The organism is Clostridium sp. 001, from assembly GCF_019056555.1.
Classification (GTDB): domain Bacteria; phylum Bacillota; class Clostridia; order Clostridiales; family Clostridiaceae; genus Clostridium_B; species Clostridium_B ragsdalei.
In genome coordinates this window covers 2,374,636-2,395,359 of record NZ_CP020473.1, presented here as the reverse complement: position 1 = coordinate 2,395,359, position 20,724 = coordinate 2,374,636, and the positions used below count along the sequence as shown (strand labels likewise).

Annotated in this window: 22 protein-coding genes; 1 reads left to right on the top strand and 21 read right to left on the bottom strand. The window is 30.1% G+C overall.

Annotated features, from left to right (window positions below):
• Positions 1–1,187: 1,187 nt before the first annotated feature.
• The 19 genes from B5S50_RS11145 to B5S50_RS11055 all read right to left on the bottom strand — a co-directional run bounded on the left by B5S50_RS11145 (position 1,188) and on the right by B5S50_RS11055 (position 19,544).
• Positions 1,188–2,060: a hypothetical protein gene (locus B5S50_RS11145; protein WP_217301850.1), complete on the bottom strand. Its 873-nt coding sequence runs from the start codon at positions 2,058–2,060 to the stop codon at positions 1,188–1,190.
• Positions 2,029–2,847 carry an ImmA/IrrE family metallo-endopeptidase gene (locus B5S50_RS11140; RefSeq protein ID WP_217301849.1) on the bottom strand — a complete coding sequence of 273 codons (819 nt, stop codon included), beginning with the start codon at positions 2,845–2,847 and terminating at the stop codon, positions 2,029–2,031. The genes B5S50_RS11145 and B5S50_RS11140 overlap by 32 nt, the downstream gene beginning before the upstream one ends.
• Before the next feature lie 11 nt (positions 2,848–2,858).
• Complete coding sequence (locus tag B5S50_RS11135; protein ID WP_217301848.1) at positions 2,859–3,263, bottom strand: helix-turn-helix transcriptional regulator; 405 nt, start codon at positions 3,261–3,263, stop codon at positions 2,859–2,861.
• Positions 3,264–3,425: 162 nt separating this feature from the next.
• Positions 3,426–5,144: a restriction endonuclease subunit S gene (locus B5S50_RS11130; protein WP_217301847.1), complete on the bottom strand. Its 1,719-nt coding sequence runs from the start codon at positions 5,142–5,144 to the stop codon at positions 3,426–3,428.
• A 1-nt stretch (position 5,145) separates the two neighbouring features.
• On the bottom strand, positions 5,146–6,591 hold the full coding sequence (locus B5S50_RS11125) for a class I SAM-dependent DNA methyltransferase (RefSeq protein WP_217301846.1): 1,446 nt from the start codon (positions 6,589–6,591) through the stop codon (positions 5,146–5,148).
• A gap of 22 nt (positions 6,592–6,613) precedes the next feature.
• Positions 6,614–8,248, bottom strand: a complete 1,635-nt coding sequence (locus B5S50_RS11120) for a hypothetical protein (protein ID WP_254306590.1) — start codon at positions 8,246–8,248, stop codon at positions 6,614–6,616.
• Between the two features lie 49 nt (positions 8,249–8,297).
• A complete protein-coding gene (hsdR, locus tag B5S50_RS11115) occupies positions 8,298–10,679 on the bottom strand; it encodes an EcoAI/FtnUII family type I restriction enzme subunit R (protein ID WP_217301845.1) in 2,382 nt (793 codons plus the stop codon).
• 65 nt (positions 10,680–10,744) lie between these two features.
• Positions 10,745–11,332 carry a hypothetical protein gene (locus B5S50_RS11110; RefSeq protein ID WP_217301844.1) on the bottom strand — a complete coding sequence of 196 codons (588 nt, stop codon included), beginning with the start codon at positions 11,330–11,332 and terminating at the stop codon, positions 10,745–10,747.
• A gap of 18 nt (positions 11,333–11,350) precedes the next feature.
• A complete protein-coding gene (locus B5S50_RS11105; RefSeq protein ID WP_217301843.1) occupies positions 11,351–12,265 on the bottom strand; it encodes a Kiwa anti-phage protein KwaB-like domain-containing protein in 915 nt (304 codons plus the stop codon).
• A 277-nt stretch (positions 12,266–12,542) separates the two neighbouring features.
• A complete protein-coding gene (locus tag B5S50_RS11100) occupies positions 12,543–13,223 on the bottom strand; it encodes an N-acetylmuramoyl-L-alanine amidase (RefSeq protein ID WP_217301842.1) in 681 nt (226 codons plus the stop codon).
• Between the two features lie 52 nt (positions 13,224–13,275).
• A complete protein-coding gene (locus B5S50_RS11095) occupies positions 13,276–13,515 on the bottom strand; it encodes a DUF2922 domain-containing protein (protein ID WP_217301841.1) in 240 nt (79 codons plus the stop codon).
• A 34-nt stretch (positions 13,516–13,549) separates the two neighbouring features.
• Positions 13,550–13,774 (bottom strand): DUF1659 domain-containing protein, encoded by a 225-nt coding sequence (locus tag B5S50_RS11090; protein ID WP_023162381.1) that lies wholly within the window; start codon positions 13,772–13,774, stop codon positions 13,550–13,552.
• Positions 13,775–13,857: 83 nt separating this feature from the next.
• Positions 13,858–14,022 carry a YvrJ family protein gene (locus tag B5S50_RS11085; RefSeq protein WP_023162382.1) on the bottom strand — a complete coding sequence of 55 codons (165 nt, stop codon included), beginning with the start codon at positions 14,020–14,022 and terminating at the stop codon, positions 13,858–13,860.
• Between the two features lie 39 nt (positions 14,023–14,061).
• Positions 14,062–14,598 (bottom strand): RNA polymerase sigma factor, encoded by a 537-nt coding sequence (locus B5S50_RS11080; RefSeq protein WP_217301840.1) that lies wholly within the window; start codon positions 14,596–14,598, stop codon positions 14,062–14,064.
• 453 nt (positions 14,599–15,051) lie between these two features.
• Positions 15,052–16,023: a hypothetical protein gene (locus B5S50_RS11075; protein ID WP_217301839.1), complete on the bottom strand. Its 972-nt coding sequence runs from the start codon at positions 16,021–16,023 to the stop codon at positions 15,052–15,054.
• Positions 16,017–17,963 carry an AAA family ATPase gene (locus B5S50_RS11070; protein ID WP_217301838.1) on the bottom strand — a complete coding sequence of 649 codons (1,947 nt, stop codon included), beginning with the start codon at positions 17,961–17,963 and terminating at the stop codon, positions 16,017–16,019. The genes B5S50_RS11075 and B5S50_RS11070 overlap by 7 nt, the downstream gene beginning before the upstream one ends.
• A gap of 184 nt (positions 17,964–18,147) precedes the next feature.
• Positions 18,148–19,074: a DnaD domain-containing protein gene (locus tag B5S50_RS11065; RefSeq protein WP_217301837.1), complete on the bottom strand. Its 927-nt coding sequence runs from the start codon at positions 19,072–19,074 to the stop codon at positions 18,148–18,150.
• A 31-nt stretch (positions 19,075–19,105) separates the two neighbouring features.
• On the bottom strand, positions 19,106–19,318 hold the full coding sequence (locus tag B5S50_RS11060; protein ID WP_217301836.1) for a helix-turn-helix domain-containing protein: 213 nt from the start codon (positions 19,316–19,318) through the stop codon (positions 19,106–19,108).
• A 31-nt stretch (positions 19,319–19,349) separates the two neighbouring features.
• On the bottom strand, positions 19,350–19,544 hold the full coding sequence (locus tag B5S50_RS11055) for a helix-turn-helix transcriptional regulator (protein WP_063601100.1): 195 nt from the start codon (positions 19,542–19,544) through the stop codon (positions 19,350–19,352).
• A 220-nt stretch (positions 19,545–19,764) separates the two neighbouring features.
• Here B5S50_RS11055 and B5S50_RS11050 point away from each other — a divergent pair, with 220 nt between their 5' ends.
• Positions 19,765–20,193, top strand: a complete 429-nt coding sequence (locus B5S50_RS11050; RefSeq protein WP_254306589.1) for a helix-turn-helix domain-containing protein — start codon at positions 19,765–19,767, stop codon at positions 20,191–20,193.
• Positions 20,194–20,202: 9 nt separating this feature from the next.
• Here B5S50_RS11050 and B5S50_RS11045 read toward each other — a convergent pair whose 3' ends face one another.
• Both B5S50_RS11045 and B5S50_RS11040 read right to left on the bottom strand, forming a co-directional pair.
• Positions 20,203–20,418, bottom strand: coding sequence for a hypothetical protein (locus B5S50_RS11045; RefSeq protein ID WP_063601101.1), 216 nt, complete (start codon positions 20,416–20,418; stop codon positions 20,203–20,205).
• Positions 20,419–20,444: 26 nt separating this feature from the next.
• The gene (locus tag B5S50_RS11040) at positions 20,445–20,633 is read right to left on the bottom strand and encodes a helix-turn-helix transcriptional regulator (protein ID WP_023162394.1); all 189 of its coding nucleotides are present in this window, start codon (positions 20,631–20,633) and stop codon (positions 20,445–20,447) included.
• Positions 20,634–20,724: the final 91 nt, after the last annotated feature.

The window sequence follows — 20,724 nt, the reverse complement described above, 5'->3', positions numbered from 1 at the left end:
AAACAAGTTATTATTTTATATAAATATACTAGGTTTAGATAGGGTGGACTTGCCTTGTAATGCCGGCCATATAAACAAATTCTACATAATACTCATATCTTGACCGAGTATTAGAAGCATGTCCACCCTTTCACCTGTATACTACAAATTGTTTAGAAATATTTTAAAGAGCTATTTAAAACTTAATGCATATAAAGACCTGTGAAGACTCCCCAGAACGCTTGTTTATTTCGCTAAACAATAGATTTGACGACTGTATCAAGCTTGTGACCTTAAAGAATTTACCCAAGGCTCTGCTGCAAGCTTGTACTTTCGTTAAATCTCCCTTTGTTTAGCGAAGTAGCACAAGCGAAAGACCCCGGAGGAATACCATGAAGGGGTGGACCTGCCTTGCTGCGAAACCTTATATGGACATGTCTTTTCAATGCTTGTACATGAAAGGTTTCTGCAGGGAGCATGTCTCACCCCTATGCACTCTGCCGGGTACCCAAATAAAGGACTAGTTAAAATCGTGTATTTCTTTGCTTTTAGAAGGTCCGGATAAAGGAGAAACTTATAAAAGCTTAGAAATACTAGATAGGAACCTGTCCTTTTTTGGGTGGCAGTCAAAGTGCCTTAATATATAAAATGTGAATTATATGTAATACCAATTTTACTTGCGTAAGAGTTTAGCTTCTTTTATAACCTAGAATCTATATCTAGTTTAGTTGAACTTAATAAATCAGGATTTATTTTTATCATATGATATTTTCATAATTTGTAGGATTGGTGTTATATATTATTGCAAGATCGTAATTCACTTTATTATGATATGATTTACTGAATAGAATATTATGTTTGCCTTTGGACTAGCTATTTTTTTGAACGTAGTGAAAAATAATAGCTAGTCCAAAGCTTCCTTGCGACTGAAAGGATCCTATTATAGGACTTCGAAGGATTACTCCCTGGGTTTTGGGGCGGAGCATCCCATTAAATTTTCGTCTATGGCCTAGCTTTTATTCTGAGTATGCGAAGAGTTAAGGCTTGGCCATAGCTTCATTGTTATAGAAATATACTTCATTTATCTGATAACTCCTTGAATACGCATTTTTTGTTTCAAGCGGATTGAAAATATTGTAAATAATATATTGTTCACTATTCTCTACAAAATATCCATTAGCTCTATACCTTTCTTTCTATATCTTATATTAAAATATAATATTAAAAGTGCTGTCTTTTAAATTTTCTATAAAAGCTTCATTACTTAAAATTTCATCATGCTCCTCAATTGAAGTATCAAGTGCATTCTTTGTATATTTAACTCTCTTTTCATCCCTAAATTCTATAATAGAACAAACATCTTGTCCATTACTTATATAATTATTTAAATAACTTTCTTTAATTACGAAATCATTAGACTTAAATGTTATGGGACTTCCTTGTAGTTTTGTAAACATATCATCTTTTGATAATTTTAACTTTGCAAACTTAATGAAATCATACGTATCCCTATCATTGGATAGCACAGTTATATTATGGTGTCCTTGAAAATAGATATATGACATAACCAGAGCTAAAACACTTATGGAAATCTCTCCTGCATTTTTCTTTTTTGTCCTTCCATTTTTAAGTAACTTACCCTCAAACCCCTTATCATACAACAAATCCAACCAAACTTCATAATCTTCTAATTCTTCTAGAGGCTGATTTTTCTCAATATTTCTTTTAATAAAACTTTTCACCTCACCGATTTTATATGAAGAATATAGGAAAAGCTTATAAATCCACATTGATTTATAGTTTGCTAACTTTTCATAATCTCTTTCATTTACTACAAAAATTTTTATACCTTTATTAAAAATATTTTCTATATAGTCTACTCTGTCTTTTGAATCTTTTACTTCTTTATAAACCCAATTAGGTATTAGTAATAAATCATAATTTATCAATATCTTGTCTACATAAATATACTTATCTACATTTACTAAAAAACTAATTGTATTATTATCAAGGATTCCAATCTTTTTAGGAGTACTGCAATTTAAAACTTCAATTAACTTCTTTACCTGAATTGTCTCCATTACTAAGTTCTCCCTTCATTAGATCCTTGAGTTTATCTAAAAATTTTAAATTATCTTTATGATAATCAACATCCGTTTCTTTTTCTGATAGTAATTTTATTTTTTTATCCAATCCACCAAAACTTATTATATTAGATGGTTTAACCAAGTCAGTATCTAATTCTAGTTTTTCAAATAATGTTACTAAATTTTGTGGCTTTTTATCAAAATTCTCAACTATTAGTTTCTTTAACCCAATATCATTGAATACTTGCATGGCATCTTCATATAGTTGAATTAATATAGCCTTATATGGTGCCTTAAATACATCCATACATTTTGCAATCTTATTTATAAAATCATCATCTTCTATTGAATAGTAATATCTATAGACGTCACCCAATAACATCTTAGCAGCAAAGTAATCCGCTCTTCTCTCATTTAACTCCATTTCTTCTGCTTGTATATTATGCTGTCCTTTAATAATAGAAGGATCATAAAGCAAATGATATACTTCATGCCAGGCAACAAAAAATTGATAAACTCTCGGCTGTGCTGAATTAATAACAGGTATTTTTAAATTATCTCTAATAAATATAGCTCCTCCCCAATACTCATCATCTATTGGCAGCTGTATTAAATTATAATTTTTCTTAAGAACCTCAAATGCTAATCTATCAGGACCCACTATTCCAGCTTTATTATAATTAATAAAGAAATTACTTTTAAAATTTTCAATCTCATTTTTTATTTTCTTATTTGCTTCTATTACTTCATTTAAATTCTGAGATGTTATATATTGAGACATATTTTATCAACCTACCTATCATTATAGACTTCATAAAGGTCTATTATATCATCTAGAAAACCAAACATCCTTTTAGCTTTGTCATTTAGTTCATATTCTTCCGGTGCATTATTAGATGCTACAACTTTAAGATTATTTTCTGATTCTACATGCTTATAATCTATTAATTCTTCAAGCTTTATATTAAAAGTTGTAATAATCTTATCCACATGTTTTTTCAGATTTGTATTATTATCTATTTCGCCTTTAATTAATTTATCAATAGTTGGTCTTGACAGACCAGTTAATTTTGAAAACGATGATTTTGTATAGCCATTATCTTTAATAAATTGAAGGAGATTAGCACCTATTTTATATCTATTGTCATAAATAAAGGATCTCAATACTTTTTCATTATACTTTTTTATTAATTCCATACTATTACCTCCCTTAACTATATTATATGCCAATATTGTAAAAAAAGATACATGTGTAAAAATAATTTTTACATATGTATCTTTTTAAATTATAATTTTAATCCATTTACATATACATGTTATGAGTCTCTGGTAATATATCACATAAAGTTGCTATTAATTTTACATAAATTTATTCTTAAGTAAAGCTTCCATTAATTTTTCGTTGTACTTTTTAGATTTTTCTATTTTATTTTCTAATTCATCACATAATGCCATTAATGAATCTACTTTTTCTACTATACGTTTTTGTTCGCTGAGTGGTGGTATAGGAATTAAAAATTTTGAAATATTTGACATACTCAAATTTGCTCTTGCATTATCTACTTGCTTATCAAACATGTAACTGATACATATGTTGCTATTCATAAAATGTAACAAATATGATCGGTAAACACTCTTTTCAATAATTCTTACCAAACATACTGCCTGATTTATGTTACAGCACTCTTCTAAATCAAAAATTGCTGTTCTTCCAATCGATCCTCCCACAATATTGATAAGTAAGTCGCCTTTTTTTAAAATTGACCTCGGTTCAATTTCGTTAAACTTCCACTCTAAATACTTTTTATTGCTTAATATCAATGAATACTTTCCAACATTTTCACTTGTTATAAATAAAACACCTTTATTATCTTCAATATAGTTTACTCCTTGCCATTTTGGAGATGAACCCTTAGTAATTCTTTCACATATATCGCCTAATCTTGCCCATTCCCATCCACTAGGCAACTCATAAGGCTTTTCATCCTCACTTATCTCAGGAAGTTTCTTTTCCTTTTTAATCTTTTTTTCTTTTATAAGTCTTCCTTTTTCTTCTTTTATCTTTTCTAAAAGCACACTTGCTGGCTCATCCTTGGGATTTTGAGGAACAAGCTTTCCTTGTACTGCTAATTGAAGTGCTGCATTTTTTAATTCTTTAACTCCATCATCACTTAATGTTAACTCTTTAAAGTTATCTATAACAAATTTTAAATTTTCTTGTAATTTCTCTAAGGAACTGCAATTACCTACACTATTAAATACAGATTTTGAACTTAAAGAACTAAATTTTACTTTTCTTTGTAGCTCTTTTTCTAGATTATCACAAAAAAACATTAATGAATCTACTTTTTCCACTATACGCTTTTGTTCATTTAGTGGTGGAATAGGAATTATTGTATCCTGAATTCTCTTTAAAGCTAATTTAGGTTGAGCCATTTGATTGACTTTATCCAACAACATTTCCTTTACTGTGCTTGAACTGAGAAAATTCTTCAGCCATATTTTATCCACATTATATGGTATAATACGTGCAGCATTTTCAGTCAAATTCATATTATGAAATTTTTCTGGTACAATTCCAACTTCACCTATCGTTCCAGCAATAGTTATATATAAGTCATCTTTTGTAATTATATAATTTTTAATCTTCTCATATACATTATCATCAATATATCTAAGATTGTAATCTTTTATAGTTCCATCCTTCATATCTGTGATTCTTATATATATATGTTTAGTTGGCTCTGTTTTTAATTCATATCCTTTTGGTACCCTTTTACCACCTTTTAACGTAATTATTTTTCCTAGTCTTATCCATTCCCAACCTTCAGGCAACTCATAAGGCTTTTCATCCTCACTTATCTCTGGCAATGGTTTTGACTTCTTTATCTTTCCTTCTTTAATGAGCTTCTCTTTTTCTTCTTTTATTCTCTCCAAAAGCACACTGGCTGGCTCATCATTTTCATCCTGCTCTACTAATTTTCCCTTTACTGCTAACTGTAGTATTAAATTTCTTAACTTCTTAACTTTTTCTGGCCTATCAAATATTGTTTTAAATTGTTCCAATAACATGTCCATACTATTTTGATGTCCCTTCTAAAATCTTCTTTAATTCATCTATCAAAGAATCCTGTAACTTATCTACAGCAGCAGCAGCTTCATGATATTTTTTTAATAATGCCTTTGGATCTCCTAAATCTTCTTCTTCCTTATTAGGATTTTTATAATCTAAATTATAATTTCTATTTTTAATGTCCTCTACTGAAACCTTCCACGCATACTCATTTTCTTCTCTGTTATTCCACCACTTCTTCTCTAATTCAAATTCTTCATATCTTATTGGCTTGGTTTTAGTATAATTCTTATACCCTTCAGGAAGTGGATGTTCAAAGAACCAAATTTCTTCTGTCGGCTTACTCTTTTCAAAAAATAAAAGATTTGTATTTATTCCCGTATATGGTGCAAATACTCCATTAGGCATTCTTACTATAGTATGAAGGTTAAATTCATTTAAAAGTTTTTCTTTTATATGTGTCTTTACACCTTCACCAAATAAGAATCCATCTGGAAGTACTACTCCCGCTCTTCCTTTTGCACTTAATCTATACATTATAAGAGTCATAAATAAATCTGCTGTTTCTTTTGTTTGAAACTGCTGAGGAAAATTAGTTAGTACTATATCTTCTTCAATTCCACCAAAAGGAGGATTCATTGCTATCACATCTACATATTCTGAAGACTTTAAATCTCTTACATTCTTCATTAAAGAATTATCATGTTTTATGTTTGGAACATCAATATCATGAAGTATCAGGTTAGTTGTAGCAAGCATGTGAGGAAGTGGCTTCTTTTCTACACCCATTATGGTTTCACCTAATATTTTTAAATCTTCAACTTTGGTTTCTTGTTTTTTTAAGTTTTCTATGGCACAGGTTAAAAATCCACCGGTACCACAAGCAAAGTCAGCTACTTTTTCACCAAGCTTTGGACTTAGCATATCTATTATAAATTGTGTGACAGGTCTTGGTGTATAAAATTCTCCTGCATTGCCTGCACTTTGAAGATCTTTTAATACATTTTCATATATATCATTAAATAAATGTCTGTCTTCACCTGCTGTAAAATCTATTTCATTTAGTTTATTTATTACCTGTCTCATTAGAGCTCCTGACTTCATGTAATTATAGGAATCTTCAAATACAGATTTAACTAATAGAGCTTTAGCATCACTATTCTCATCTACTTCCATTTCCTTTAAACCTTTGAATAATTTATTGTTTACAAAGTCTAAAAGTTCATCTCCTGTAATTCCTTCATCATCTTGAGCCCAGTTGCTCCATCTCAATTCTTCTGGAATAATAGGTGTATAATCATCATACTCTAATTCCCATTCCTCTTCTTTTGCATCAAATACCTTTAAAAATATCATCCAAACTAGTTGAGATATTCTTTGAGCATCTCCATCTACTCCTGCATCCTGGCGCATTATATCTTGTACTGATTTTACTACGTTTGTTATTGACACTTTTCTATTTCCTCCTAAGTCTCTATATTAAAGTAAATAGTGAATTATTAATTTTTTTATTTTCATATTCTACTATGGATATGTTTTTTTCAATTGAATAATCTACCTTAGTCTCCAATAAGTTTATACATGAAATTACATTATCTAATTTAAGAATATGATTTACCGAATTATCTTTTATAATTTTTAAAAAGTTAAACTCTGATAAAGTGTGTTTTCCATTATAATGTAATTGTATTCTTTTATCCACCATTATATATTGAATTGTTGATGGATAATATGGCCTATTCTTAACTTTTTTATTATTGTCAAATATAAAGTCAAGGTTATTAACATCTAAATTTAAAAAATACTTATGTTTATCAAGTTGATTTTTAAATATTTTATTAACATCATCGCATATCTTATCGTACTTCTCACCTTTAACATATAATTTTTCTTTCCATTTACATTCTATAATCATAACTGTATTGGAAATAACATCATATAATGCAACATCTACATCACTTTTCAGTTCTTTCCCATTGAATAAATGCTTTTGATCAAAATATTCCTTATTATTAGCAACTACAATATTTTTATATTTACTACATTCTAATGAAATTCTGTCAACAACAGATTGTGAAACAGTATCGTCCCTATTTATAATATCTATTTTCTTCTCATAGTGTCCATTTACTATTGAAAATTGGAAATCATTCATTATAAATGATGATGGTATCCATAATATGAAATTATCAACATTAATTAGTGGATATTCATTGGTACCCCATTGGCATTTACTATCTATAGTTAAATAATCTATGATACAACTTACTTTGTTTTCTTCAATAGAAATAAATTTTTTAATAGTTTCTATTAATTTTTCTTTTTTAAATATAATTGGTTTTTCAAATAACATTGGAGTTTTAATACTTCTCATATCATTTTTTATTTTATATAATTGGCATAAATACATAAAAGCTCCTAAAATGCTTACCAATTGATCCTTACTATTAAATACATTACTACAAAATTCGCATCCAATTTTATCTACATCTATCTTTACACTTTTCTTACACGAATCATATATATCTATATCTATTTTGTCTAACGAGAAAAACTCATTTACCGTTATATCACACTTTCCCGAAAAATATTTTTCAAATATTTTTTTAGTTGCTTCATTTTTAGTTTCAATTTCTAAATCAAATTGAGATTTATCAACATCCTCTTCATAAAAATAAGTATCTTGACAATCAATACTATCATTTATCATAGGTTCCTTAAAATAATATTCACCTTTTTCATTTATCTCTATACTAATTTTATTTATTCCACGATTTTGTTTAAACTTTTCATTCAGCAAATAATTGACACATACCATTAAAATTTTATTAATATCTTTTTTAAACACATTATACCTTTCTTGATCAAATACAAATTTATGTTTGTTTATTTTTATTTCTAATAACTTTTTCTGAAACCATTCCAATACTGTTTTTAGATTAGCTGCATTTTGATGCATACTGTTAGGTCTGAAACTATCTAACTCAAATTTAGAAAATGTTTTAAAATCCTGTTTTAATAATTTGCTAAATTCATTTTCTATCGCCTTATCATTCAAATCTGATATATAATTTCTTATCTCATATTCAGTTTGTCTGTCAATTTCCACAACATGCACCTTCAAACGTCTTAAATTTTATCATATATATCATATTTTCTTATGCTATTGTATATAATTCCTTAACCAATTCTTTAACCGCTTCTTCATACTTCTTTTTACCACCAAATACCTTCTTCACTATTTCTAGCTGACTGCCAAATTCCTTAAAATCCGGCAGCTTAAGTACTTTAATATCTTCTATGTTTTCAATGCCTTCATTACTGTATTTGTCTAACAGTTTTTCTAAGACTCTCCTTGCAGAATCTCCATATTTGGCAAAGTAATTTCTTTTTTTTATGTTATTTGCCCTCTCTTTTCTAGTTAAAGCCGGCATATCAAAAGCTATATGGCATATTAAATCAAAGGTATCCATATCTTTTCCCACTTCATCTTCTAAATCTTCAAGGAAAATTCCTTCTTCTTCTAAATGTAGCCTTAATTCTTCTTTTTTATCAGTTTCACTCCACTTCCTCAGGAATTCATCTAAACTTGCAAATTCTTTTTTTATATTCTTCTTAGTATAATCTACTAAAGATTCTGTAATAAGTTTTCCATCATTACCATAGTACTGAACTCTATCATTAATAACTTTAACTTCTACATCATCAACATAATATTTCTTTCTTTTCTCACCTGACGGATCACTTATAGTTTCTCCCTCGGTATATTCTCCAGCTTCTCCATAGCTTGTCTCCTTCTTTTCCTCTTCTTCTGAAATATCATCAATTTCTTCATCATCTTCATCTGGGACCTCATCAGAATTTACATCTTTGACTTTAACAGGTTCACCATCAAAATCCTTGTCAGCAAATAACCTTGAAACATCTCTAAAATCTATAAGAGTAAAATACATTTTGCCATAATCTTCTCTAATTCTAGTGCCTCGGCCTAATATCTGCTTGAATTCAATCATACTGTTTATCTCTAAATCTATTATGATAAATTGACACGTCTTGCAGTCCACACCAGTAGTTAAAAGTTTTGATGTAGTTACTAAAACAGGATAATCTTCTGAAGGTATTATGAAATTTTCTAGTTCTGCTTTTCCTTCATCATCATCTCCTGTTATTTTCATTATATACTTAGGATTTTTTGAATATAAATCAGCATTTTCATTTATAAGAGCTTTCCTCATTCTCTCTGCATGATCTATATCCGTGCAGAAAAATATGCTTTTAGCCATTCTCTTATCGTTCTTTTTCAAATAGTCAGAAACATATTTAGCTACTAGCTCTGTTCTTTTTTCCAATACCAGCGTTTTATCGTAATCTTTTTTATTATATATTCTATCTTCTAACTCTTTGCCATACTTGTCCCTTTTACCTTTTTCTGGCCTATAACCTTCTAAATCTCTATCTATACCTACCCTTATTACTTTGTAAGGAGCAAGAAATCCATCTTCAATACCCTGTTTTAATGAATAAGTAAATATAGGATCACCAAAATAATCTATATTAGAAACATCTTTAGTTTCTTTTGGAGTAGCAGTTAATCCAATCTTTGTAGCTGATTCAAAATAATCCAATATTTCTCTCCAGGCTGAATCATCCTTGGCACTTCCCCTATGACACTCATCTATTATTATAAGATCAAAGTAATCTCTGCTAAATTTCTTAAATACTTTCTTTTCCTCAGTTTCTCCAGTTAAACTTTGATATAAAGCAAACTGAATTTCTCTTGATTTATCAGCTGTTCTTTTTTGAATTTTGTTTATGTTCTCTTTTAAAGGTTTGAAATCTCCTATAATTGTCTGGTTAATTAAAATATTTCTATCTGCTAAGTAAAGAATTCTCTTCTTTACGCCAGATTTAAAAAGCTTATATACTATTTGAAATGCTGTATAAGTTTTGCCTGTTCCCGTGGCCATTACAAGAAGTATCCTATTCTGTCCTTGTGCAATTGTCTCTACTGCCCTATTAATTGCAATTCTTTGATAATAACGTGGTGGGAAAGTATCTTGGTCATAGTAATAATTATGAGTAACAACGTTTTCCTGCTCTTTAGTTAAACCTTTATAAGCTTTATACCTGTTCCATAGCTCTTCTGGAGATGGAAATTCCTCTAATTTCAGTTCTCTCTCTAATATTCCTTCTTTTTTAGTTCTATCATGTTCTATAAATCCATCGCCGTTAGATGAATAAATAAATGGAATATCCAATATCTCTCCATAGTTTAACCCCTGCTGCATTCCGTACCCAATTGAGTGATTATTATCTTTAGCCTCAATTATAGCTAGTGGTATATTACTCTTATAATAGAGAATTATATCTGCTCTCTTCCTTTTTCCCCTTGTAACAATTTTCTTTCTAACTATAATTCTACCGTCAGTAAAATTTACTTCTTCCCTAATTTGTTTATTTCTATCCCAACCGGCTTTCTCTACAGCAGGGATTATATACTTTGTTATTATATCTCTTTCGCTCAGTTTCTTTTTATCCATAATAACTCCCCCAAATCTAGCATTGTTACCGTTCCAAATAAACGCTCTAATTTCTCGGCTATTACTTATTCATTTGCATTATATCTTTTACACAAGTAAATATCATTACTTCCTCCAAAAGATACAAACCTATATTTAGTATGATTAGATTTAATATTAGAAAACTTCTTTTTCTTTATTAATAATACTTTATCACATCCATCAATATTTACACCTTTATAAACAGAATACCCCTTTATCCATAAAAAAATATTGAAATTAAAATTTTCTGCCTTTCCGTTCATAATTACAAACATAATTATTAATATATTAGTATATAGTATATAAAATCCATTTATCTTGTCTAAATCAAATGTCAATAATGGCACTAGATATGTCATCATATAATTTACATATGCTTTTTTATCTTCTCTAATATTTTTAAACGTAATTTCATTTTCTGAAATTCTCGAACTTTCCTTACCTTTTATATAGCAGTTAACTACTATTGAAGAAATAAATTGTATGAGTATAATAATTAGAATAGTAATTATTATATCCTTTTTAGTTGTTTCCCATATAGTTCCAAATAAATACGAATATAAATACATGGAAATCATCATTATGTATAGAGGGATAAAACCTGTTACAGATAATGCCAATTCAGGAATCATCTATATTCCTCCTTTTAATTACTTTATCACATCATCTTTTTGACTAATATGCCTTTTAACATAATCATCTGCAAATAAATGTAATACATCACTAACATCTGTTTCATCATCAAATATAATCATTCCATTTTGTTCATCAAATTTAACATTTAAATTATACAATTTTAAAACTTCTGGTATTCTATTAATATTATTATGGAAATACTGATATGAATGAGTAGCTTCTATTTTATGAAGTTTCCTCATATAGTTATTTTTTTTAGATACTTCACTTATAAAACTTTCAATAGTATCACTCTTCATTAAATTATATTCTCTTAAATTACTAGAGGCATTATTTAATGCGCTCACAAACAATGAATCTATTTCCAAAATATATTCAGCTTGAGTAACATTTAGTATAAAAGCAAATATTCCGCTAGCATCTAATATAATGTCAGGTATCGTCTTTGAAAGTACTAGTATACTATCATCTTCTTTCTGTACTACAGCCTCCTCTTTATCGAATTTGGCTTTCCATCCCTGTTTAAATAATTTTCTTGAATCATATCTATACAAAAACAAAAATCTATCTTTTTTAAATATAATAAGTTTAATTTTATCATTCTCAATAGTTTTGATAGTTGCTCTTTTAACATCTCCACATTCGATCTGATGATTTAAATTTAAAATATTGTTTAATGATTGATTTTCTTCCATTTCATTTGAAATATAATAAATAGTATTAGGCCTTATTTCCAATGGATCATATTGATCATACTCTTTATCTTTAAGATAATTACCTATAGGCTGAATTATATCTAATTGTTGATTTGGTGTTAATTCACTCCTAAATGAATATATGTCATTATTTGTCTGTAAAAACAAACATAAATCATTATCATCACTCACTAATTGTTGCTGTACTTCATTTAAAATTCTTCTATATGGCATAATTCTCCCCCTCCATCATCCATTAAAAAAATTTACATAAATATTTATTCTACATCCAAATATTTAGAGATGTATTTTATTTAAATAATATTCCAAATAAATTATACCATATTCCCCCATATTAATACCTATATTTACAAAATAGAAAATTATAACTATAGTATCGTTACAGATATTAGTTTAGGTTCATATAAATAAGGTATGAACTTATTAGATGGCAAAAATATAGCTTTGATGTAATAACATAAAAAAGGCTGGCATCGCCAACCTTTTTTACTTACCCAAACAACTTATTCCATGTATTAACTCCAACAATACCATCAACTGCAAGTCCGCTGTCTCTCTGAAAATCCTTAACAGCCTCAAGGGTACCCCCTCCAAAGAATCCATCAGCACCGCATCTTCCAATGCTGTAACCTCTGCTCATAAGCTTCTCTTGAACAGCCTGTACATTGTTATCCTCCAAACCAGGATTCATCTTTATAAGATATCCTGGATAAACTAACCTGCCGCTGCTTCCTGCAGCCTCACTTCTTATTCTGTCCAATGGAAAATTCTCTCCAGGACAGTCAGTAGAATAAAGCTCCCTATGTCCGTATACTTTATTTATTCCATATTTACTTAACATAGAGCGGGTTAATTCTAATAATGCACTGTACTGTGTTTGACCCATAACTTCAACGTTGAAATCACCCTCAGCGCATATTCCTATAGATTTGGAATTATATCCTGGACAATGAGCACCTACAGCCTTTTCATTTCTTCCCGTATATATAGTACCGTCTTTCCTCACAAGATAGTGATAACCGCATCCGCACCATCCATTTTCAAGGTGCCACCTGTGGATATCCTCTATACTGCACACTTTTGCATCTGCATGGTGGAGCACGACTGCCTGCGGGTTGTTTCCCCAGCTTAAACTGCTTCTAAAGCTCAAATTAGAATTTACTATGTTCAAAATAACACCTCCTAAATTTAAAGGTCCTGCACATCTGCAGGACCTTTATGATCTATTTCATTTCAAATTCTTTTGAGTCTGTTGTTACAACCTTAGCATCCTTCTTGCCAACCAATGCACCGTTCTTAGTAACAAATATTTTCTTTGCAATTATAAGATCCATGAGAGATGTGACCTGTTCCTGGGTAACTGAAGGCTGTCCATTTGCATCTTCTTTTACGTTGTCCACACTCAGGGAAAAATATTTGCCTTCTTCCTCGGTAGTAAACCTCATATTAAGTCTGTTTGCCATTTAAACTCCTCCTTTCCTGATTTTTGCCCACTAACTAGGCATTAGTAATTACAGTGTTGTCCACTTTTTGAATCTCATTTACAGGATAAGTCAGTATGTCACCTACAGCTTTTACAACATCATATACATCCTGATCTGCTGCATCCATCGCAATTTTGCCAAGTGTAACTTTCTTAAGTATCTCTTTACCCTGTTTGTTAAGCCCTGTCTTTTCTACAATAGAAAGCGTACTTGAAAGCTTTGTTGACTTTGCTGCCATAGCAATTCGCCCCTTTCTTTAACTTTTACTTATATATATGCCTTCCAAAAAATTAGTGCAGAAAAAAAGAAATAGGCTTTTACCTATTTCTTCTCCTGGTTTTTTATAACGGCTGATATATCCTCTCTTAAGTCTTCAATAGATTTGACTAAAAGGTCAATCTTATTTTCAAACCTTATGAGCAGATATATACTAACTGCTATTGGGAACCCTACGGTGCTGATTAAACTAACCAGCTGGTCATACATAAATATCACCCTCCCTCTGCCATTATAAAAATATATATGCTATTTCAGATATTTTTTCAGTTTATTTAGGGCAGATTTTTTTATTTCTATAGCATGTCTATATTTTATGTTAAGCATTTCAGCGGTTTCCTTAAGGGTTCTGCCTTCCATGTATACGGATTTAATTATTTTTATTTCTATATCCTGAAGGTTGCAGAGTGCAAGTCTTATCTTTTCTGCCTGATCAAATGCAATAACTTCATCTTCAAGGGTAAAGTCATAGGGCTGAATTGACAGTACCCCTTCATCCTGTATTTCTCTAAAGTGCTTTATCTGACCTTTCAAAAGGGCATTGAAGTTATTTACTATGGAATTTGTACAGTACGTTGTAAAAGAGCTTTTTCCAATTTTGTAGAGTTTTACTGCTTTTATTACAGAAAGATACCCATGCTGCACTAGATCTTCAAAGTCATAGGAAGGAATATTGTATTTGCATGCTTTTTTTATTATGAAGCAGCTGAATTTTGCAATGATAGAATCCATGGAGTTTTTGTCGCCAGATTTGGCTTTTCTAACAAGCTCTTCTATGGTAACCACCGCCTTTTTATTTGATTATACAGGTAAAAGGGCAGTGATTGACCATTTTTTGACATAATGGAAAACATTAATTTTAAGGCCTATGCTCAATAATGCTATCCGGTATCTTTCTCACTTTTGGATTTGGTTTTTCATCAGAATATCCAAGTGATACAGCTCCAACCAGTTCTTGCAGCATCCAATATTTTATTAAGAATATCTATTGGTATTTCTTTAGATTTATACTTTCATATACTCCTCTTATTATAAATTGCTTCTATGCTCATTTATTTCATCTCATTGAATTGAAATTTGTCTCTTTGAGCACAAGAAGCACTAGGACATATTCAGAAATATCCTTATTCGCATAAAATATTGTCGGAATGACATCACTTTTAACATAGAGTTCCTCTAACTATCATCACTATTATAGGAACCTTTAGCATCTTCCTTTTCAACTTTACGATAAAGTTCTTACTTTTTATACTCCTCTTTTAATTGCATAAATATATCTTGCCTTAGTTTTATTAATGGCTCTGATGATATATCCTTTCCCATAAAGCTAAACCATGTACTAAATATATCAAATGGTACACTTAAACCATAAGTTGCTTCATATACTCTATCCCCAAATTTAAAATATTCTTCTGCATATTTCTTGACTTCAGAAGCTTCATCTAAATGAGCTTGATATACCTTGTCAAGCTTAAATACCTCTACAGAAGCTTCAGCTCTTTTGTTCTTTTTAGTATCTATTGCTATCTCTGATACTCGTTCACTTGTTTCTAATGGTATTTTAAAGACTAAGCTATGACTTGAATCCTCATATGGATATAAATGTTTTTTATTTTTTTTTCCTTTCATTCTTGAATTACATACACCACAGCTTGGTATTAAATTAAAAATATTCATTTGTAATATTGGGTACTCTACTTTAGGGTAGTAATGATCTGCATCTGCTGTAGTTTTCATGTCATCTGCTTCACTTTCATAAGAAGTTATGTACTGCCTATTACAATATGGACATACTTTAACCCCTAAACTTGTGATGAATTTATGTCTGCTCCATTGCCTACCATTGCTTAGCTTTGTTCCTGAGTTGAATCCTCCATAATTAAATATTGAGTTTAAATCTTTACATATAGCTTCAATTGTTCTCTTATGCTTTTTTAAATTACTAAACTCAAAGCCATATATCTTTAAAAAAGTATTGTTAAATTTATCCACTATACTTTTTAAATCCGCTGATAAGCAACAGTTTACTAAAGAAGCTTTTCTCTCTTCTGGTGTGTTTCCAAATAAACTTATAAAAAACTTACGCTTTTTAATCATTTTTTTTCCCTTAATTGTTTCCTCTAACTTTGGCAAAGATGTTTGTTCGATATATTCTCTATGATTATCATTTATCTGTTTCCTCGTTGTTGCCGATACTTCAATCTTTACCATTTGCCATCCCTACCTTCTTCTGTTGCTTTAACATAAATAGGATATGACTTCAGCTTTTCTCTAAGAAATTTATCTCCTATATTATCAATAATATACACTAGCTTTTTCCGATCTACTATACCTAAATCAATGTTCCTTATGTTATCTATTGCCCATTGAATTTGTTTCTTTGCTATTGCTCCTATGCTTCCTTGTTCCATGAAAAATGAATCATAAAATAATGTGCTAATATTTGCTCCAAAAGTAAACTTATCCTTAGACGTTGTTTCAAATTGCTTTTGCAAATAAATGATGTTATCCTTCGGTATATCTGATAGAATAATTGGTGAATGTGTAGCTATTACCAATTGAACCTTCTTTTTATTAAATTGCTTAGATTCGTTTATCCATCTGGTAATGTGTGTTAATATGTCTTGCTGCCATTTAGGGTGTAGAAAGGCATCTATTTCATCTATTATCAATAATATGCTTCCGCTTGTTTTCTTCTTTAGTGCTGAATAAACAGTAGCAAATATGTTTATCATTGCTACTTCACCAGAAGACATAGGTGGAGGTATAATACTAAGCATTCTTCCGTATACAATCTCTTCATTATTATAGTCGTTAATTATTAATTCAATGAGTCGTGTAAATCCAAAGTTGATTGTCTGAGCAATCTCTATATTTGAATCGGTATTATAATTATATAAGAAGTTTTTAACCTGCCTATACCACATCGTCTCTCGTAGCAACTGTATATTTCCGTCTTTTAACTCAATAAACTCTCTTATCAGCTTAAGATCAATACCATGTACATTTCTTATCCTTCTAATTAACTCTTTCTTAGGTGCATTTTCATCATTATCTGCTATTTGCCCTAATATTTTCTCAAATGCTTCTCCACTACTAAGGCTAATATAATCTTTTTCAAGTACTGCAAAGTCAATATTTTTATATCCTGAGGTAAACATATTTAGAAACAACACAATTTCACAGAGTATATTTAAATACATCTGCTGCCAATGATTTTCTTTAAAGTACCTTTTTATATGCTCATAGATATATCTTCTGATAAACATAACTGCCTGATTAAATGGGCTTTGTCCAAAAAAGTTTTCCTGAAACTTAATGTATTCACCAAATTCTGTTATATTCAGCTTAAAGTTTTTCATAACAGGTAATAGTTTTACTATTGCATCTGGAAAGTATCTTACTGCTATTAAAAAATTATAGCTTATAGCTGTGGCATATGGTTTTTTAAAATCTGTGGTCATATTTTGAGCATATTGATTAATTACATCTAACAGTAGTGGACTACCATCAGCCTTACCTGCTCCGTAATGACTTTTCAGTTTTGTGAATGCCCTTTGTAATGAAAGCATTGGTGTATAACAGAGTGACTTATGTATTTTCCCTATACTAAACTCTGATAGTCCTTGGTTATTCATTACATTACTTATCTCAAAAGCATTTGTAAAATATACTGCTGTTATATCATGCTCTTGCTCTGCTTTAATTAATCCTCCTTTTCGTATTTTCTTTAAATCTATGAGTTCTATTTCTATCCCTTCTGGATTATTAATTGTTGGTTCATCATGCAAATAGTAGTGTATAATAAGTTTGCTTCGTTCACATCTCTGATTACTACCTCTCTCATAAACCAAAATTCTCTTCTTATCATTAGATACATATCTTCTATTTTCATAACATGGTTGTACACTATCACATTTATCATATAAATATTTTGCTATTGTTGTCTTTCCTGCCCCATTTTTTCCTACTATCGCTGTTATATCAAGAATGTTATTTCCATAAAAGTTATCTATATAACCCTTGTTTTTAGATACATTCAGTCTGTTAAACTCTATATCAAAATCAATGTGATAAGAGCTTGAGATATTAAAGGATTGATTCTTAATCATGTTGCTATAATTTTCTACCCACAAGAACAGTAACTTCATATGCTTTGCTCCTCTGCTTTATTATTTTCTATTATGTTTTATCACAATAAACTCAAATTCTAATTTGCCATTATTCCAATTATCCATACGAATTTACTATTTGTATTAAAATTCTTATATGCTAAATCAGCCTTTAACACCTTGATAGCACCATTTAATACAAAAATTCACCAAAAGTATAAATCTATCCATCACCCCACCCAAGCAGCTTCCTCTCAAGCTCCTTAAAATCATACTGCCTACACTTTTCCCTATGCCCACCTCCTCTGGACTCCCATATGCTCTTATACTTCTTAACATCACAAGCAGTCTTTAAGCCCTTCTTTCTCCAGCTCTGCAGTATTCTACCCACATAGTTTATATTCCTAGCATTGTACTTTAAGGCTTCCTCAACCGCAAGAATAATCACATCACAATCTATAACACCGCTCCACATGCAGAGTTTCTCCCTATCAGCTTCTCCTGCAGAGTGTATGTTCTCCTCAAAAAATGCAAGCACAGTACTGTAGGTGTCAAAAGGTACTGCTTCACCTGCACTCTTATTACTCCTTACTTCTTGCTTATTATTTATTATTTTTTGCTTATTACTTATTACTTCCTTACTTATAGGCTCCTTACAAGCCCCTTTCAAGGGGCTTGTAAGGGGCTCTTTTAAATCCTTAGCAGCTTCATTTTCAGAATCAGCAAGATCCTTTATTTCTATTCCATCAAAAATACTTTCAATATCCAGTTCTTCATTAAGACACTGTTTATAAAATAGTGAGACAAATTCTTTGTTTTTAACATTTTTAAGTTCTCTATTTACGCACTTTACAGCATTTAAATTATTGGGTTTATTGTATTTAATCCAGTTTAAAATCATTATTTCTTTTGTTTCATCCAGGTAAAATATCTTCTTATACTCCTGAAATCTGAGGAGTAGTTTGTCCACTGTTTCTCTATTATAACCTGTTTGGGTTTCTATAATCCGCTTAGGAAGCTCATAAATACCGCACTGGGTAGTGTTTGAGTTAGTCATCAAGTATATGTAAAAAAACTTTTCTTCAGGAGTTAAATCTAAAACAAATCCATCATTCCAGAAATCAGTATGGAGCTGCCTGTACTTAGCCATATAATACCCTCCCTAAATTAATATAATCTTTCTATCTGCTAAGTTTATATTTGCCTGTATTATTTTCAAGCCAGTTAATCAACTCCTCTTTAAGTATCCTTGTCCTTCTAGATTTAAGCATAATTACGGTAAAGTTTTCCCTGTAAATAATTTCATTAGCAGTACTTCTTTCTATCCTAAGTACCTGTGCCATCTCTTTTACAGTCATAAGTGCTGGAAGTTCCTCTAATCTTTCTTTAATCATGTAGATCCCCCCATATTATAAAATAAAATAACTATTTCAAAAAAATATCCTCTATTGTGGTATTAAAAAATCTAGCAAGTTTACCAGCCTCTCCAATAGTAAAACTTCTGCTTCCTATTTCTTTACGGCTGTATGCGGACACACTCATGTGCAGCATATATGCAAGTTCTCTTTCAGTTACATTATTTTTAATTCTAAGAGACTTAAGTTTATAATTTACCCCCATACCCATCACCTAAAAATTGTTAAACGTTATTTTAGATACCGTTATAATTTGTGTTATATTTTAACATTATTTCTATATTTATTAACTTTATTGTAAGATAATTATGTATTATTTTCAATATTTTTTCATAAAAACATTTTATTTGGATACTATCTATTGTATAATTAGTTTATACTTACTCGGTATAATTGAGAAATTAACGTAAATACCGAGTGCAGAGGTGAATATTTTGATATTAAGTAAAAAAGATTTAGGATTGCTTATAAAGGCGGCAAGAAAATACAAATCTGAGAAAATACAAAGGTCCTACACTCAAAAGATGCTGGCAAATGATATACAAAAATCCCAAAGCCATATAGGTGACATAGAATCCGGAAGAACTTACCCTAGTTTTATGATTTTAAATAAAATAGCTGAAGCATGTGAAGTCCCTATGAGTTTCTTTGAATCAGATACAGATAGGACATTCAAAGTACCTACAGTACAAAATCTCACCCTCAAAGAAAGTATAAACTTTATGATGCATCAAAATTCTATAATTGATTTCTGCAGCATTGACATAAAAAAACTAAATAAGCCAGAACAACACAGTTTAATTGAAGATATTTTAAACCAATTAAAACTTATAAGCTATAAATATAGAAAATAAGCCGCATGCTCAAAACTTCTCACCTAAATGTCCTAAAAACCATTCATCAACTTTATTCCTTATAATAAGGGCTTTCCTGCCGCAGAAAACTACAGGGAAACCTTTACAGTGTATGAGTTCATATGCTTTATTGTGGCCTATGCAGTATTCCTCCATAAACTGGGATACTGTCATTACTTTTTTCTTATCATGTCTCATCCTGTCGGCTGTTTTATACTCTTCCATTTCAATCCCTCCAGCCCTAATAAATATTATTTAAAGAACAGTTCCTTCACATCTTCCCCTAAAAGTTCTGCAATCTTTTTCATCAAGTCTCTCCTGGGTTCAACTTCGCCTTTTTCTATTTTTCCTAAGTACTGAGGTGTTATACCAAGTTGCTTTGAAAGTATTATCTGCTTTATACCCTTTTCAACCCTTTTAGCCTTTAATTTGTACAACATATAATTATCCGTTCCCCCTTTTAATGATAACATCTTTTTATAAATTTATTGATTTTATAATTTAATTCTATCACTATTTTAGTGATTGTCA

Bases quoted from the DNA above. Each gene is read 5' to 3' on its own strand.
- B5S50_RS11090 (WP_023162381.1), bottom strand. From the start codon at position 13,774: ATGGCAGCAAAGTCAACAAAGCTTTCAAGTACGCTTTCTATTGTAGAA.
- B5S50_RS11070 (WP_217301838.1), bottom strand. From the start codon at position 17,963: ATGAAGTTACTGTTCTTGTGGGTAGAAAATTATAGCAACATGATTAAG.
- B5S50_RS11055 (WP_063601100.1), bottom strand. From the start codon at position 19,544: ATGGGGGTAAATTATAAACTTAAGTCTCTTAGAATTAAAAATAATGTA.
- B5S50_RS11145 (WP_217301850.1), bottom strand. From the start codon at position 2,060: ATGGAGACAATTCAGGTAAAGAAGTTAATTGAAGTTTTAAATTGCAGT.
- B5S50_RS11110 (WP_217301844.1), bottom strand. From the start codon at position 11,332: ATGATTCCTGAATTGGCATTATCTGTAACAGGTTTTATCCCTCTATAC.
- B5S50_RS11040 (WP_023162394.1), bottom strand. From the start codon at position 20,633: ATGTTGTACAAATTAAAGGCTAAAAGGGTTGAAAAGGGTATAAAGCAG.
- hsdR (WP_217301845.1), bottom strand. From the start codon at position 10,679: ATGGATAAAAAGAAACTGAGCGAAAGAGATATAATAACAAAGTATATA.
- B5S50_RS11045 (WP_063601101.1), bottom strand. From the start codon at position 20,418: ATGGAAGAGTATAAAACAGCCGACAGGATGAGACATGATAAGAAAAAA.
- B5S50_RS11105 (WP_217301843.1), bottom strand. From the start codon at position 12,265: ATGCCATATAGAAGAATTTTAAATGAAGTACAGCAACAATTAGTGAGT.
- B5S50_RS11060 (WP_217301836.1), bottom strand. From the start codon at position 19,318: ATGATTAAAGAAAGATTAGAGGAACTTCCAGCACTTATGACTGTAAAA.
- B5S50_RS11135 (WP_217301848.1), bottom strand. From the start codon at position 3,263: ATGGAATTAATAAAAAAGTATAATGAAAAAGTATTGAGATCCTTTATT.
- B5S50_RS11140 (WP_217301849.1), bottom strand. From the start codon at position 2,847: ATGTCTCAATATATAACATCTCAGAATTTAAATGAAGTAATAGAAGCA.
- B5S50_RS11130 (WP_217301847.1), bottom strand. From the start codon at position 5,144: ATGGACATGTTATTGGAACAATTTAAAACAATATTTGATAGGCCAGAA.
- B5S50_RS11095 (WP_217301841.1), bottom strand. From the start codon at position 13,515: ATGGCAAACAGACTTAATATGAGGTTTACTACCGAGGAAGAAGGCAAA.
- B5S50_RS11075 (WP_217301839.1), bottom strand. From the start codon at position 16,023: ATGGTAAAGATTGAAGTATCGGCAACAACGAGGAAACAGATAAATGAT.
- B5S50_RS11065 (WP_217301837.1), bottom strand. From the start codon at position 19,074: ATGGCTAAGTACAGGCAGCTCCATACTGATTTCTGGAATGATGGATTT.
- B5S50_RS11085 (WP_023162382.1), bottom strand. From the start codon at position 14,022: ATGTATGACCAGCTGGTTAGTTTAATCAGCACCGTAGGGTTCCCAATA.